Source organism: Paraburkholderia sp. BL17N1 (assembly GCF_003634175.1).
Lineage (GTDB): Bacteria > Pseudomonadota > Gammaproteobacteria > Burkholderiales > Burkholderiaceae > Paraburkholderia.
In genome coordinates this window covers 736,677-751,548 of record NZ_RBIW01000002.1, presented here as the reverse complement: position 1 = coordinate 751,548, position 14,872 = coordinate 736,677, and the positions used below count along the sequence as shown (strand labels likewise).

Here is a 14,872-nt window from a genome sequence, read left to right as displayed (position 1 = left end):
ACATGGCAGACCGATTCGATTTCGTCGTCGTCGGCGCGGGATCCGCGGGTTGCGTGCTGGCGAACCGGCTTTCCGAAGGCGGCCGCTACTCGGTGTGTCTACTCGAAGCCGGCCCCGCCGACCGCTTCATGTGGATTCATATCCCCATCGGCTATGGCAAGACGATGTTTCACCCGGTCTACAACTGGGGCTTCTATACCGATCCCGATCCGAACATGCACAATCGCCGGCTCTATTGGCCGCGCGGCCGCACGCTGGGCGGCAGCAGTTCGATCAACGGTCTGATCTATGTGCGTGGACAGCGAGACGATTACGACAACTGGGCACGGCTCGGCAATCGCGGCTGGAGCTGGCAAGATTGCCTGCCGTATTTCAGGCGATTGGAACATAACGAACTGGGTGAAGGTCCGACGCGCGGTGTCGGCGGACCGCTGTGGGCCTCGACGATCAAGCAGCGCCACGAACTGGTCGACGCGTTTGTCGCGGCCTCGAATTCGTTAGGCGTGGCAAGCACCGACGACTTCAATACGGGCGATCAGGAAGGCGTCGGCTACTATCAGCTCACCACCCGCCGCGGGTTTCGCTGCTCGACGGCCGTTGCTTATCTCAAACCCGCGCGGCAGCGGCAGAACCTGCACGTGGAAACCGATGCGATGGCTTCGAAGGTTCTCTTCGAAGGCACCCGCGCCTGTGGCGTGCAGTATCGGCAACATGGCGAGTTGCGCGAAGTGCGAGCCAATCGCGAAGTGATTCTGACGGCCGGCGCATTGCAGTCGCCGCAATTGCTGCAACTGTCCGGCGTGGGGCCGGCCGCGCTGCTGCGCGAGTTCGGCATTCCCGTGGTGGCCAATCGCGCGGGCGTCGGAGAGAACCTGCAGGACCATCTGCAAATCCGTCTGATCTATGAAGTGACGAAGCCGATCACGACCAACGATCAACTGCGTTCATGGACGGGGCGCGCGAAGATGGGCCTGCAATGGGCGCTGATGCGCAGCGGCCCGCTCGCGGTCGGCATCAACCAGGGCGGCATGTTCTGTCGCGCCCTGCCCGAGGAATCGGCGACTCCGGATATCCAGTTCCACTTCTCCACGTTGTCGGCGGACTCCGCTGGTGGCAACGTCCACGATTTTCCCGGCTGCACTTACTCGATCTGCCAGTTGCGCCCCGAATCGCGCGGCGTGGTGCGTATTCGCAGTGCCGATCCGCGTGAGGCGCCGTCCATTCAGCCCAACTATCTGGACACCGATCTCGACCGGCGCACGACCGTTGCCGGCGTGCGTTTCGCGCGCCGCGTCGCGGCGGCGCAACCGATGGCCGGGCTGATGAAACGCGAGGTGCGGCCGGGCGCGGACGCACAGACGGACGACGAACTGCTCGATTTCTGCCGGGAGTACGGGCAGACAATTTTCCACCCATCTGGTACAGCGAAGATGGGAACGGCGGGCGATCCGCTCGCGGTGGTCGATGAACGTTTGCGCGTGTACGGCACGCAAGGGCTCCGCGTGGTCGATTGCTCGATCATGCCGACGCTCGTGTCGGGCAATACGAACGTGCCGATCGTGATGGTGGCTGAGAAAGCGTCGGACATGATTCTGCACGACGCAAGCGGCGTCGATCGAGGTGTGGCGACGACGCCCGCGCCGAAAGTGGCCGCTTGATCCAGCAAATGAAGTCGCAGGTGCAAAACGACGGCGGGCGATGTCCGCCGTAATACGCAGCCGCGCAACGTCCGGTGAATGGATGGCCTGCGGCCTGCACATAAACCGCCCCGGAGGAGACAACTGGGGTTATCGGCCGGGTACGCGTGTCGATACGCGCGGCATGGCCGTCCATTGAGGAGCTGCTGCTATGGCAATCGATCCCCGCGCTATCCGGCGCGTTGCGTTCGCCAGTGTGATCGGCGCAACCGTCGAATGGTATGACTTTTTTCTTTACGGCGTGGTCGCCGGCATCGTATTCAACAAGCTCTATTTTCCCGCCAGCGATCCGCTCGTATCGACGCTGCTCGCCTATTCGACCTTTGCAGTGGGCTTCGTGACGCGGCCTTTGGGCGGCGTGATATTCGGCCACTTCGGCGACCGGATCGGGCGTAAATCGGCGTTGATTCTGACGCTCATCATCATGGGGATTTCGACGGCGGGCGTCGCGTTCGTTCCTACTTATGCGCAGATCGGCATCTGGGCGCCAATTCTGTTGTTGTCGCTGCGCGTGCTGCAGGGCATCGGGCTCGGCGGCGAATGGGGCGGCGCGGTGCTGATGGCGTATGAATACGCGCCACCTGAAAAGCGCGGCCTGTACGCGAGCCTGCCGCAGATCGGTTTGTCGATCGGACTCTGTCTCGCATCGGGGATGGTCGCTGCGCTCTCACGCTTGCTGCCCGAAACGGCGTTCCTCTCGTGGGGTTGGCGGATCGCGTTCGGCGCGTCGCTCGGTCTGGTTTTGATTGGCCTGTACATTCGCGCCAAGGTGATGGAGACGCCCGAATTCATCGCGCTCAAACGCAATCGGCGCGAAGCGAAGATTCCGTTCGTCGACATGATCACGCGCTATCGCGGCGCCGTGGTGCTCGGCATGGGCGCGCGTTATATCGACGGCGTGTTCTTCAATATTTTCGCCGTGTTTTCGATCGGCTACCTCACGCAACATGTGTCGATGAGCCGCACCGATGCGTTGCTCGGCGTGATGATCGCGGCCGGCGTGATGTGCTTTTTCATCCCGCTGTTCGGCAGCATGTCCGATAAGCTCGGCCGCGCGCGCGTGTATTTCTGGGGCTCGCTGATTTGCGGCGTGTCGGTGTTTCCGGCCTTCTGGCTCATTGAAATGCAGCCGGCCAACACGCTGTTGATCTGGGCGGCCATCGTGGTGCCGTTCGGCATTTTCTACGCGATGGTGTACGGCCCGGAGGCGGCATTGTTTGCCGAACTGTTCGACGCCGAAGTGCGCTACACGGGTATCTCGTTCGTGTATCAGTTCTCGGGTATCTTCGCGAGCGGACTCACGCCGATCATCGCGACGATCCTGATGCGGCTGAACGGCGGTAAGCCATGGACCGTGTGCGCGTATGTGCTGTTCGCAGCTTTGATATCGGCGCTGTCGGTGCGGGCTATAGAGAGGAAGCGGGCGGGTGGGTTCGATGCGGTGGTGCATGCGCGGTCGTGATTCTGTACCCGCTTGAATCGCAGAAGCGGCGCGTGACGCACAGCGCCGCGGCGAAGACCGCGCTGCCGCGCACGCTGCTAAACCACGGCGGCTGCGAGCGGCGTCATTCCCGAAACGTCTTCGCCGTCTCTTCCGCCGCATGGCGCAAATCAGGCACAAACGCGAGCAGATCGTCGAGCGTGACCCTGCCCACCGGCGCCTGCACGGCAATCGCCGCGCAGGCGCGATTGCGATCCAGCATTACCGGCACGGCAATCGCGATCAGCCCTTGCAGATGTTCCTGGTTGTTGATCGCGAGCAACCGCCGCCGCGTGGTGGTCAATTCCTTGCGCAATGCGTCGCGATCGGTGATCGTCCGTTCCGAATAGCCGCGCAGCGGCAGCGTCTCGATCACGCGTTCGCGCCGGTCTTTCGGCAGAAAGCTCAGCAGCAGCTTGCCGCTCGCCGAGCAATGCAGCGGCACATGCGAACCCGGCTGCAAATGCATGCGCAGCGGCCATTCGGTTTCGACTCGATCCACGTAGACGACATCGTTGCCTGACAGCATGGTCAGATTGCAGGTCTCGCCGATTTTCGCCACCAGTTGTTCGAGCAGCACGTGACGCGCGGCGGCCGGTCCCGCATGCATCAGCACATTGACCGCGAGCATGCGCACGCGTGGCGAACATTCGTAAAGACGATCACCCGCGCCGCGCGTGACGAGCCACGCATCCATCAATTGCACGAGGATGCGGTGAACGGTCTGCTTGGGCAGGCCGAGCGCATTGACAAGCTCGGTCATAGAGAGCGGGCTGCCCGCTTCGGCCAGCGTTTCGAGTACACGAAACGCGCGCACTGCAGCTGCATTCGACTGGTTCGATGTCGACATCCCGCTCCCTCGCCAGCGTATTCACAGCAATGATTTTGCATCGACTTCATTGCTTTTCGGGACTATGGAAAGTACCGAATTTTGCGTTTTCCGATGCTGGCGAACCCACTGCGATGGATAGCTCGAAAAACGGGACTTCGCCATCAGCGCGGCTGGCTAGATTGATAGCACTGCAATCAATCTATTCACGCGGAGCGAACCCATATGAACGTCAGGGCCACAGGAGCCGAAATCGCGGGCCACCATGCGGACGGCGAAGCCGAGCGCATCGTCGCCACGCTGGTTGCGAAGGCGCGCGCGGCGCAGCGCGCTTTCGAGCATGCAGGACAACGGGCGCTCGACACCGCCGCCGACGCCGCCGCGTGGGCCATCATGGAGCCCGAGCGCAACCGGCAACTGGCGGAACGCGCCGTGCATGACACGGGCCTCGGCAACGCCGACGACAAGTTCCGCAAGAACTATCGCAAGACGCTCGGCCTGCTGCGCGATTTGCACGGGCAAAAGACCACCGGCGTGATCGCCGAAGACAAAGCAAGCGGCCTCGTCGAGATTGCGCGCGCGGTCGGCGTGGTGGCGGCGATCACGCCGTCGACCAATCCGGCGGCGACGCCCGCCAACAAGATCATCAACGCGCTCAAATGCGGCAATGCAGTAATCGTCGCGCCGTCTCCCAAAGGTTACTCGTCTTGCGCGTTGCTGATCGAGTTCATTCACACGCAGTTCGCGAAGGCCGGTATCGATCCGGACCTCGTGCAGATGCTGCCCGCACCGATCAGCAAGGCGGCGACCGCTGCGTTGATGCGGCAGTGCGATCTGGTCGTCGCCACCGGTTCTCAGGCGAACGTGCGCATGGCGTACGCGAGCGGCACGCCCGCGTTCGGCGTGGGCGCGGGCAACGTGGCCTCGATCGTCACGGCATCCGCGGATTTGCATGATGCGGCGCGCAAGATCCTGCGCTCGAAGACTTTCGACAACGCGACGAGTTGCTCGTCCGAAAACAGCATCGTGATCGAAGACGCGATCTATCAGCCGATGCTGGCCGAGCTGACCGCGTGCGGCGGCGTACTCCTTGACGCCGCGCAGAAGGCCCGCTTGCAGGCTGCGATGTGGGTCAACGGCAAGCTCTCCGAACAGTGCACCGCTAAATCCGCCGAGGTGATCGCGCGCGTGGCCGGTCTGGAGGAAGTCGCCGCGCGTCATCCCGCTTTCCTGATGGTGGAGGAGAGCGGCGCGGGCAGCGACTATCCGTTCTCCGGCGAGAAACTCGCGCCGGTCCTTGCCGTGTATCGCGCCGCCGATTTCGATGCCGCGGCCGAAGTCGTGCGCAGCATCTATGCATACATGGGCGCGGGTCATTCGGTCGGACTGCATTCGAGCGATGCCGCGCAAGCGGTCCAGCTCGGCGTGACGTTGCCCGTCGCGCGCGTGATCGTGAATCAGGCGCATTGCCTGGCCACCGGCGGCAACTTCGATAACGGTTTGCCGTTCTCGCTGTCGATGGGCTGCGGCACTTGGGGCCGCAATAACTTCTCGGGCAATCTGGGCTTTCGCCACTATCTGAACACCACGCGGGTCGCCTATCCGATCGAAGAGCGCGTGCCGGAAACGGACGAATTGCTCGGCGACTTCTTCGCGAGGTACGGCCGATGAACACGCCCGCCACCCTTCGCGCGCTGATCGACGAGCGTGCCGCGCAGCATCCGGACAAGCCCTTCCTGCTCGCCGCACGCGATGACGACGAATTGCCGGTCCCCAATCCGCGCGCGACCGTCCTGACGTTTCGCCAATTGCGCGACGACTGCCGCGTGCTGGAGGCACGCTTCAAAGAAGCCGGCCTGCAGCCGGGCGACGTCATTTCCGTGTTCATGGGCAACGGCATTCAGACGGCCCGTGTACTGCTCGCTGCCATGTACAGCGGGCTGGTCGCCAATCCGCTCAATCTGCTGTGCCAGCCCTCGCAGGTGCGCTATATCGTCGATCACTCGGATACACGCATGATCTTTGCCGCACGCGACACGCAAGCTGCGATCGGCACGGCAGTCGCCGAATTGCACGCTGCCGGGCTGACGCGCGAGATCGCGTTGATCCAGACCGAACCGGAGGATGCCGAACCGCCTTCGCTGGCGAGGCACGAACCTGTATTAGTCGAAGCCACGGCACATGGCGCGGGCGCTGCCGCAGCGCCGGCACTCGCGAAGCGCGGCGCCGCGCCGGGGCAAATGGCGGACCGCGCAACGGCCCACGAACCCACAGCCGACGACGTCGCATTGCTGATGTACACCTCGGGCACCACGGGCACACCCAAAGGCGTGCTGCTGACGCATCGCAACCTGCTGGCGAACGCGCGCAACATCAGCGCCGAGCACCGGCTGACGTCCGACGATCGCGTGCTCGCGTCATTGCCGCTCTATCACATCAACGGTCTGGTCGTGACGCTGCTCGCGCCGCTGTTTCATGGCGGCTCGGCGGTCCTGACGTCGCGCTTCTCCGCCCGCACGTTCTGGCGCGACGTCGCGCTGCACGCCTGCACGTGGATCAACGTGGTGCCGACGATCGTCGCGTATCTGCTCAACGCCGACGAAGCATGCACCTACGATCTGTCCGCGCTGAAGTTTTGCCGCAGCGCGTCGGCCGCATTGCCCGCCGATCATCATCGCGCGTTTGAGGCGCGCTTCGGGATCGGCGTGATCGAAACCATGGGCATGACGGAAACCGCAGCGCCGGTCTTCAGCAATCCATATGAAATTGAGCGGCGGCGCGTCGGCAGCATCGGTCTGCCTTCGGGCAGCGAGGCGAGAGTGATCGACCGCGAAGGGCGCGAGTGCGCCGCCAACGAATGCGGCGAGCTGGTGTTGCGCGGCGAGCAGGTGATGGGCGGCTATTACAAGCAGCCCGAAGAGACAGCCGCTGCCTTTACGCCGGACGGCTGGCTGCGTACCGGCGACCTCGGTTATCGCGACGCGGACGGCTACTTCTACATCAACGGCCGCGCGAAAGAATTGATCATCAAAGGCGGCGAGAACATTGCGCCGCGCGAAATCGACGAAGCATTGTTGCGTCATCCCGATGTGCTGGATGCCGCGGCGGTCGGCGTGCCCGACCCGGCCTACGGCCAGGAGATCGTCGCCTTCGTGGTGCCGCGTACGAGCGACGGACGCGGCGCACCCGATCCGGCGGATCTGCGCGAGCACTGCTTGCGCGAACTCGGACGCTACAAGACACCGAAGGAGTTTCGGTTCGTCGATGAACTGCCGCGCGGACCTTCCGGCAAGGTGCAGCGGCTCAAGCTGGTGCCCACCTGACGCGGCTCGCGGCCGTCGTCGACGCGCAGTAGAGATCGATACATACAATAGAAAGGAGACAGCATGGAAACGCGTATCCGGCGTGTCAAGACACGCCATATCATCCTGGCGGTCATGTGCCTGATGTACTTCATCTCGTACATCGATCGAGTGAACATTGCGGTGGCCGGTCCGTTGATTCGTCACGAAATGGGCCTCACGACCGTTCAACTCGGGCTGGTGTTCTCGGCCTTCGCTTATCCGTATGCGGCGATGCAGATCATCGGCGGCTGGCTCGCCGACAAGTACGGGCCGAAACTGGTGCTCACCGTGCTGTCGCTGATCTGGGGCGTGGCCACGCTCGCCACCGGTTTCGCGGGCAGCGTCACCATGCTGGTCGTGATGCGCTTCGCGCTCGGCATCGGCGAAGGCGGCGCGTTTCCTACCGCGACGCGCGCCTTCACCTACTGGATGCCGGTCGCCGAGCGCGGTTTCGCGCAAGGCATCACGCATAGTTTCGCGCGTCTGGGCGGCGCGATCACGCCGCCGCTGGTGCTGGCCGTGGTGGCCACCGGCGGCTGGCGCGACGCGTTCATCCTGCTCGGCATCGCGAGCCTCGCGTGGACCGTGCTCTATCTCTTCGTGTTCACCAATTCGCCGGAACAGAACCGCCGCATCACGCCCGAGGAAACCGCGGAAATCGGCTACCGCGCCGGCGATTGCGACCGCGCCAAACGTGCGGCCACGCCGTGGCGCAAGCTGGTGCGCCGCATGTGGCTCGTCACGTTCGTCGACTTCTGCTATGGCTGGCTGTTGTGGGTCTATCTGACGTGGCTGCCGTCCTATCTGCGCGAGTCGCGTGGATTCGATCTCAAGCAATTGGCGCTCTTTACCGCGCTGCCGCTGCTGGCGGGCGTGGTCGGCGACACGCTCGGCGGCGTCGTGTCGGACAAGCTTTACAAGATCACGGGCCGCTTGCGCTTTGCGCGTTGCACGGTGCTGGTGGTGGGCATGGGCGGTTCGCTGGTGTTTCTGCTGCCGATGGTGTCCGCTACCAATCCGCTGACGGCCGTGTGGTTCCTGTCGGCTTCATTCTTCTTCCTCGAAATCACCAACCCGGTATTGTGGACGTTGCCGCTCGACATTGCCGGCAAGTATGCGGGCACGGCCGGCGGCATGATGAACACGGGCTTCGGCGTAGCGGGCATGGTGTCGCCGGTGGTGTTCGGCTATCTGATCGAGAAGACCGGCAGCTATAACGTGCCGTTCAATATCTCCGCGGGCCTGCTTGCGGTCGGCATCCTGGCGGCGCTTTTCATCGACACCAGCAAGACCGTTGAAGCGGATGAGGAGCGTGAGCGTGCCGCGGGCGTCGAGTTGGGCGGCATGCCGTCTTTCTCGCATGCGGGCGCGAGTGTGAGGCTCGAGCGCCATCACTTGCGCCGGCCGTTGCGGTGGCGCAAGTGATACGCGTGGCGTTGGTGACGTGAGCGGCGCGAGTCGCGCGGCTCACGTCATGCACGCTTCCCGCCATTCACGCAGGGCGGCGCACGGGTGGCGCCGCCGCTTTTCATTTGGCGACTGGCCTGAGTGCGCATAAGCACGAAACGCTAGCATGGCCATACGGCATCCTGACAAAAACATCATCTTGTAATCATGCTGTCGACCCCTCCGCGAGTCAGACTGGAGTCAAGTTAATACCGACACCAGGTTGAAAGGAGGTTCAGATGAAGTTTCAAAAATTACTTGCGCTTGGTTTGCTTAGCGCTTCTTTATCCCCGTTGGCATTCGCGGACGTGGAGCAGGCTTCTCCCAGACAGATCCCCATCGCGCAAGCGGAAACTTACGGCGCCGCACCGCCGGTCAAATCAGCGCATCAGGGAAAAACACGCGCCGAAGTCCGCAAGGAGCTCATTCAGGCCTATAGGGACGGGCTCATACCGACTACCGAAGCCGACTATCCGCCGAGCAAATCGACTATCGAGCGCAACAAGGCGCTGTTTGCCGAATCCGAACGCCATTTCAGGTAATCGGCAAGCGCGGATTTTCCTCTCATTGTTGTCTCTCGCACTGTCCCCGCGAGTAGGCGCGACACTATTCGACAGTCACGGAGTCGCATATGAAATTGATCGTCACACTCTGGCTGACCTCGGCCTTACTTATTAGCTCCGCTGTCCAGGCTCAGGGATTGACGCGTGCCGAGGTGAAGCAGCAACTCACCGAGGCACAGGCCAACGGATTGCAGTACGTGACGGAGTCATCTTATCCGTTTGTTCATCCGAGTTTCTCTCACATGGTGAAGGTAAAGGTCGTGGCACAACCGGCGCAAAGCGGCGAGGGTGCGGAAGGTGACGAAGGCGGCGTGCCGGCGGGATCGCAGGAATCTGGCCGCGCGCCGCACGGCAACCCGATGCCTGGCGGCAATCCGCACTGTGTTGGGCCAGTCAGTTTCTGCGACATCTATTCAGGTTCATGATGCTCGCGCTTGAGCCCCGCGCCGCCGCTGGCATGGCAGACGAACCTGCCATGCCCATCCGGGGCAAGGCAACGGAGTTTGTCACCGCGTTGCGTCAGCCGCACGCGCAAGCCTGCTTCTGAGCGTCAACAAAAACGCGAGTGGCGGCCAGCGTCGCGCGTTGCACCGAAACCCCTTTCAGCAAGATCGCTAGCCAGCGCGCGTACCTGACTGAGTTCTCGTTTGTTGGTCATGTACACGCAGCTTGCAGCTATTAATCAGGTGGCCGAAACATCAGTGCACGTCGCGTCATGGATGAATGGATCGGCTTTGCGCGCCCGACGCGCGGGGTCAATCCATTGACCGGCTGCGCGGGCTGCGGCACGACGTAGAGACGATGGCCGGCCGCTCCGCGGTGTTTGCGAGTGTGCGTCCCCGAAAACCCGGTCGATCTTCCTACCTTGTACAAAACGTCTGGATTACACAACCATCATGAATCTACGCGAACAGTTTGCATCGTTTCCCCGCGACATGTTTGCCGGCACTGTCGTCTTTCTCGTCGCACTTCCGCTGTGTCTCGGCATTGCCAATGCAAGCGGCGTCGATCCATTCGCCGGTCTGCTTTCCGGGATTATCGGCGGCCTTGTCGTTGGCTTGCTGAGCGGATCGCATCTGAGCGTCAGCGGTCCCGCGGCCGGACTTGTGGTGATCGTCGTCGACGGGATTACGAGGCTCGGCAGCTTTCCTTCGTTTCTGATGGCGGTTCTGCTCGCTGGCGCCATGCAGTTCGGATTCGGCCTGCTTAAAGCAGGCCGCTTCGCCGCTTATGTGCCGACTTCGGTTATCAAGGGCATGCTGGCGGCGATCGGGCTGCTGCTCATCATCAAACAGACGCCGCTGGCGGCAGGGTTGGGCAACGGCGACGCAGGCGGCACGGCCGGCACAATCACCACGCCGTTCGGCGCGATGTCCGTAGCCGCATGCGCGATTGCGATCGTGTCGCTCGCGATCCTCACCAGTTGGGAAACCCGTGCCGCGCGACGCTTTGCGCTCGTGCGCTATGTGCCCGCGCCGCTCGCGGTCGTGTTGTTCGGCATTGCACTCACGCTGTTGCTGGACTTCGTTGCTCCCGGCTTCGCACCGCCGCTCGAACATCGTGTATCGTTGCCGTCGCTGGCCTCGCTTGCCGCATTGGACCAGGTGTTCAACTGGCCTCAATTGACACACTTGCTGAACCCCGACGTTTGGCGCCTGGCAATGACCATCGCGATCGTTGCGAGTCTGGAGACGCTGCTCAGTCTCGAAGCCGTTGAGCAGATCGATCCGAAGAAGCGCCCCGCGCAACCGGACCGCGAACTCAGGGCACAGGGTATCGGCAACATGGTGGCCGGTGCGATTGGCGGATTGCCGATCACGTCCGTGATCGTCCGCAGTTCCGCCAACGTCAATGCGGGTGCGCAGAGCCGTTGGTCGGCTGTCGTGCACGGCATATTGCTGCTCGTAAGCGTTTTCGCGCTGACGGCGGTGATCAATCTGATTCCGCTCGCGAGTCTCGCCGCCATTCTGATCTTCACGGGTTTGAAGCTCGCCAAACCGTCGATGTTTGCGGATGCCGCCAGGCAAGGTCTTACGCGTTTCGTACCGTTCGTCGTGACGATCGGCGCCGTGCTGCTCACCGATCTGCTGATGGGCATCGTGCTGGGGATCGTGTGCAGCGTCGCGTTCGCCATTCATGTGCATATGCAGCGGCCGATCACGATGGCTCGGCATGACGACCACATCCTGCTTTCCTTGCGCAAGGACGTGTCGTTTCTCGCGAAGGTCAGTCTCAAGGAACATCTGAAGGCGATTCCTGATCGCGCCACGGTGATACTCGACGGCAGCCGCGCGGACTTCATCGATCCCGACGTGCGAGACATGATCGATGAATTTCTGGAGAACGCGCCGGCGCGGGGGATACATGTGGAGTGCCGGCAGTTGGATCCTGTTAACAGGGACAGCGTGAAGTTTGCGGGCTTCCGGATGTTTCTTCGCCGGCAATGAGCATTCGCGGCAGGTTCGTGATCGACGGGCGCATCAGGTCGTGGGTGGGCGACGGTACGCGAACTCGAACGGCATCGCCAGCATTGCCGTGGGCGAGTCTTCCCAAGCCAACCGTGCGGCGGGCATCGCCGCCGCCGCGGCTAACCCAGTCGCGTTGGCCGCGAAAGATGACAGAAATCTCATTTTTCCACCATGTTGGCATGGCGGCGGGACCGTAGCATCGGTCGCACCTCGTCAACATGTCACATCACCATGCTCACCCGCAACCTGGCTGCCGCACTCGCGATCGCTGCGGTGAATCCGGCCGTCGCGCAATCCGCTGCGCCGCTGGCGCAAGACAATCGACCTTCATCACCAATCGCACAAGCTGCGTCACCCGACGGTGCCGCCCTGTCGCTCGACGAGGCGCTCGGTATCGCCGCCGAGAACAACCCGCTGCTGCGCGGCGCGCGCGCCGACGCCGACGCGTCGCGCGGCACGTTCATGCAGGCAGGCGCCCGCCCCAATCCACAAATCTCGCTGCTGCAGGAAGGATTCGGCGGCATGGAGCGCACGTCGACGGCGCTCGTCAATCAGACCGTCGAACTCGGCGGTAAGCGTCAGGCGCGCCTCGACGTCGCCTCTTATGGGCGTGAAGTGGCGCTCGCGTCGCTCGATGCGCGCGGCGCGGCCTTGCGCTCGGACGTCATCGCCGCTTTTTACGGCTTGCTCGCGGCGCAGCGCCAGTTGCAGGTGGCGCGCGAGTCCGCGGACATTGCGACGAGGTCGGCGGAGCTGGCGGACAAACGCGCGCGGGCCGGCAAGGTGTCGCCGGTCGAGGCGACCAAAGCGCGGGTCGCCGCAACCGGCGTTCAAATCGAACAGGCCAACGCGGCCTCGCGGCTGACCATCGCGGCGGAAAGGCTCTCGAACGTGACCGGCAGTCCGCTCGCGCGTGGACGTCCTGTGGCGGGCGACATCGAAAACGTGCCGGCGCTCGAACCGCTCGCCGGACTGTTGCCCCAACTGTCGGAGGCGCCGCTCGCGCGCGCCGCCCAGGCTGAGACGCTGCGCAGCAACGCCGCGATTGCCGTCGAGCGCGCGAAACGTATCCCCGATATCACATTCAGCGCGGGCATGAAGCGGGTCGTGACCGGCGGGGTGCCGGGCAACCAGGCCGTGGTGGGCGTTTCGATTCCGCTTCCGCTGTTCGACACCAACCGGGGTGCGCTGCTCGAATCGGTGCACAAAGCCGAGAAGGCGAGCGCCGATTTCGACAGTGAAAAGGCGCGCCTGCAACTCGATCTGACTCAGGCGTACGCCAACTACGAGCGGTCGAGCCTGGAAGCGCGGCGTCTGAAAACGGATGTCCTGCCGGCCGCGCGTGAGGCGCTCGACGCAATGTCGCGCGGCTATGAGCTCGGCAAGTTCAGCTTCCTCGACGTCCTGGATGCGCAGCGCACGCTGTTTCAGGGCCAGTCGCAATACGTGCAGGCATTGACCGACGCGCACCTCGCCTACGCCGAAATCGACCGTCTGGTCGGCGTCCCGCTGCCCGGTCGCGCGCCCCGTCTACCTTGAAGGACTTCTCATGCTGAGTACAAAAAAACTCATGGTCGCCGCTGCGGCGACGCTTAGCGGCGTGAGCGTCGCGCTCGCCGTGTTCGCGATGACGCGGGTGCCGTCGGAAACCGCGAGTGCTTCGGGCCCTGCCGGCACGTCGGCAAGCGCAGCGGCTACGCCCGGCCAGCATGGCGGCAGCGTGTTCCGAAATGGCGCGCTAGCCGTCGAAGTCGTCCTGTCCGAGAAGCCGGGCGACGCGCGGCTCGTCGTCTATCCGTTTGTCGAAGGCAAACCCGCGGACAAGGACGTGGGCGTGTCGGGTTCCATCAAGCGTTACGACGGTTCGATCCAGCCATTGCGATTCGCGTGGGCGGGGCAGAAGCTGACGTCCGCGGAACCGATCGCGAAGCCTCACGTCTTCGACGCATCCATCGACCTCCAGTGGCGCGGGCAGTCCGCCTCGTTCGTGTTTTCGCGTGCCGATGGGGCGATCGCGCTCAGCGCCGCGCAAATCGAGGCGGCGCGGATTCGTCTCGACCGCGCCGGTCCCGCGCAGATTCTCGCGGCCTTCCAGTTTCCCGGTGAGATCAGATTCAATGAGGATCGGACAGCCCACGTCGTGCCTCGCGTGGCGGGCATCGTCGAGCGGGTGAATGTCTCGATCGGCGAGAAAGTCGTGCAGGGGCAAGTGCTGGCGGTCATCGCCAGCACCGATCTTGCGGATCGTCGAAGCGAACTGTTGAGCGCGGAGCGCCGCCTCGCCGCCGCGCGGATTTCGTACCAACGCGAAAAGACGCTGTGGCAGGAGCGTATCTCGGCCGAGCAGGACTATCTCCAGGCGCAGGTGGTGTTGCGCGAAGCGGAGATCGCCACGCAAAACGCCCGCGCGAAGCTGGCCGCGCTGAATGCGCCGCCATCGGGCGGCGCGTTGAACCGATACGAATTGCGCGCGCCGTTTGCCGGAACACTGGTCGAAAAACACGTGACACCCGGCGAGGCAATCGCGGCGGATGCCAAGGTGTTCGTTCTCTCCGATCTCTCATCCGTGTGGGCCGAAATGGCGGTGCCCGCGCAGCGTCTGAACGATGTGCGTGTCGGCCGCGAAGCGACGGTGAGCGCCACCGCGTTCGACTCGAAGTCGAACGGCCCGATCGCCTACGTCGGCGCATTGCTCGGCGAGCAGACCCGCACCGCGCCGGCGCGCGTCGTGCTGCCGAATCCGGACGGCGCGTGGCGGCCGGGCATGTTCGTCAGTGTATCGGTGGATGCCGGCAAGCAAAGCGTGCCGCTCGCGGTCGCGAGCGACGCGCTGCAGGAGATCGACGGCGCGCCCGCGATCTTCGTGCAATCGCCGGGCGGTTTTGTTGCGCAAGCGGTCGAGACGGGACGGCGCGACGACAAGGTCATCGAAGTGCTGAAAGGACTTCGGCCGGGGCAAACGTACGCCGCTGCGAACAGCTTCGTCCTCAAGGCCGAACTCGGAAAAGGCAGTGCCGGGGAAGACTGACGCTTCGCCGCCATAAA

11 protein-coding genes are annotated in these 14,872 nt (G+C 63.5%); 10 read left to right on the top strand and 1 reads right to left on the bottom strand.

The annotated features are described in order from the left end of the window. Nucleotides 1–2: 2 nt before the first annotated feature. The gene (locus tag B0G82_RS23215) at nt 3–1,658 is read left to right on the top strand and encodes a choline dehydrogenase (RefSeq protein WP_121309179.1); all 1,656 of its coding nucleotides are present in this window, start codon (nt 3–5) and stop codon (nt 1,656–1,658) included. Nucleotides 1,659–1,848: 190 nt separating this feature from the next. After that, a complete protein-coding gene (locus tag B0G82_RS23210; RefSeq protein ID WP_116145879.1) occupies nt 1,849–3,159 on the top strand; it encodes an MFS transporter in 1,311 nt (436 codons plus the stop codon). A gap of 103 nt (nt 3,160–3,262) precedes the next feature. Here the strand turns inward: B0G82_RS23210 and B0G82_RS23205 are convergent, their stop codons facing one another. Continuing rightward, on the bottom strand, nt 3,263–4,027 hold the full coding sequence (locus tag B0G82_RS23205; protein WP_106300702.1) for an IclR family transcriptional regulator: 765 nt from the start codon (nt 4,025–4,027) through the stop codon (nt 3,263–3,265). A gap of 204 nt (nt 4,028–4,231) precedes the next feature. Between B0G82_RS23205 and B0G82_RS23200 the strand changes: the two genes are divergently transcribed. From B0G82_RS23200 to B0G82_RS23165, 8 genes are all read left to right on the top strand, one after another. Next, nucleotides 4,232–5,677: an aldehyde dehydrogenase family protein gene (locus tag B0G82_RS23200; RefSeq protein WP_121309178.1), complete on the top strand. Its 1,446-nt coding sequence runs from the start codon at nt 4,232–4,234 to the stop codon at nt 5,675–5,677. Continuing rightward, nucleotides 5,674–7,329: an AMP-binding protein gene (locus tag B0G82_RS23195; RefSeq protein WP_121309177.1), complete on the top strand. Its 1,656-nt coding sequence runs from the start codon at nt 5,674–5,676 to the stop codon at nt 7,327–7,329. The genes B0G82_RS23200 and B0G82_RS23195 overlap by 4 nt, the downstream gene beginning before the upstream one ends. A gap of 63 nt (nt 7,330–7,392) precedes the next feature. Beyond that, nucleotides 7,393–8,775, top strand: a complete 1,383-nt coding sequence (locus B0G82_RS23190) for an MFS transporter (protein WP_116145874.1) — start codon at nt 7,393–7,395, stop codon at nt 8,773–8,775. 260 nt (nt 8,776–9,035) lie between these two features. Beyond that, nucleotides 9,036–9,338 carry a DUF4148 domain-containing protein gene (locus tag B0G82_RS23185; RefSeq protein ID WP_116145872.1) on the top strand — a complete coding sequence of 101 codons (303 nt, stop codon included), beginning with the start codon at nt 9,036–9,038 and terminating at the stop codon, nt 9,336–9,338. Between the two features lie 89 nt (nt 9,339–9,427). Further along, complete coding sequence (locus B0G82_RS23180; RefSeq protein ID WP_106276991.1) at nt 9,428–9,784, top strand: DUF4148 domain-containing protein; 357 nt, start codon at nt 9,428–9,430, stop codon at nt 9,782–9,784. Between the two features lie 468 nt (nt 9,785–10,252). After that, nucleotides 10,253–11,806 (top strand): SulP family inorganic anion transporter, encoded by a 1,554-nt coding sequence (locus B0G82_RS23175; RefSeq protein ID WP_241974993.1) that lies wholly within the window; start codon nt 10,253–10,255, stop codon nt 11,804–11,806. Between the two features lie 252 nt (nt 11,807–12,058). Next, nucleotides 12,059–13,366: a TolC family protein gene (locus B0G82_RS23170; RefSeq protein ID WP_121309175.1), complete on the top strand. Its 1,308-nt coding sequence runs from the start codon at nt 12,059–12,061 to the stop codon at nt 13,364–13,366. A 13-nt stretch (nt 13,367–13,379) separates the two neighbouring features. Then, nucleotides 13,380–14,855 carry an efflux RND transporter periplasmic adaptor subunit gene (locus tag B0G82_RS23165; RefSeq protein ID WP_121310791.1) on the top strand — a complete coding sequence of 492 codons (1,476 nt, stop codon included), beginning with the start codon at nt 13,380–13,382 and terminating at the stop codon, nt 14,853–14,855. Nucleotides 14,856–14,872 lie beyond the last annotated feature (17 nt).

Coding starts and splice junctions, on each gene's coding strand:
- B0G82_RS23170 (WP_121309175.1), top strand. CDS start 12,059: ATGCTCACCCGCAACCTGGCTGCCGCACTCGCGATCGCTGCGGTGAAT.
- B0G82_RS23190 (WP_116145874.1), top strand. CDS start 7,393: ATGGAAACGCGTATCCGGCGTGTCAAGACACGCCATATCATCCTGGCG.
- B0G82_RS23200 (WP_121309178.1), top strand. CDS start 4,232: ATGAACGTCAGGGCCACAGGAGCCGAAATCGCGGGCCACCATGCGGAC.
- B0G82_RS23205 (WP_106300702.1), bottom strand. CDS start 4,027: ATGTCGACATCGAACCAGTCGAATGCAGCTGCAGTGCGCGCGTTTCGT.
- B0G82_RS23210 (WP_116145879.1), top strand. CDS start 1,849: ATGGCAATCGATCCCCGCGCTATCCGGCGCGTTGCGTTCGCCAGTGTG.
- B0G82_RS23185 (WP_116145872.1), top strand. CDS start 9,036: ATGAAGTTTCAAAAATTACTTGCGCTTGGTTTGCTTAGCGCTTCTTTA.
- B0G82_RS23215 (WP_121309179.1), top strand. CDS start 3: ATGGCAGACCGATTCGATTTCGTCGTCGTCGGCGCGGGATCCGCGGGT.
- B0G82_RS23180 (WP_106276991.1), top strand. CDS start 9,428: ATGAAATTGATCGTCACACTCTGGCTGACCTCGGCCTTACTTATTAGC.
- B0G82_RS23195 (WP_121309177.1), top strand. CDS start 5,674: ATGAACACGCCCGCCACCCTTCGCGCGCTGATCGACGAGCGTGCCGCG.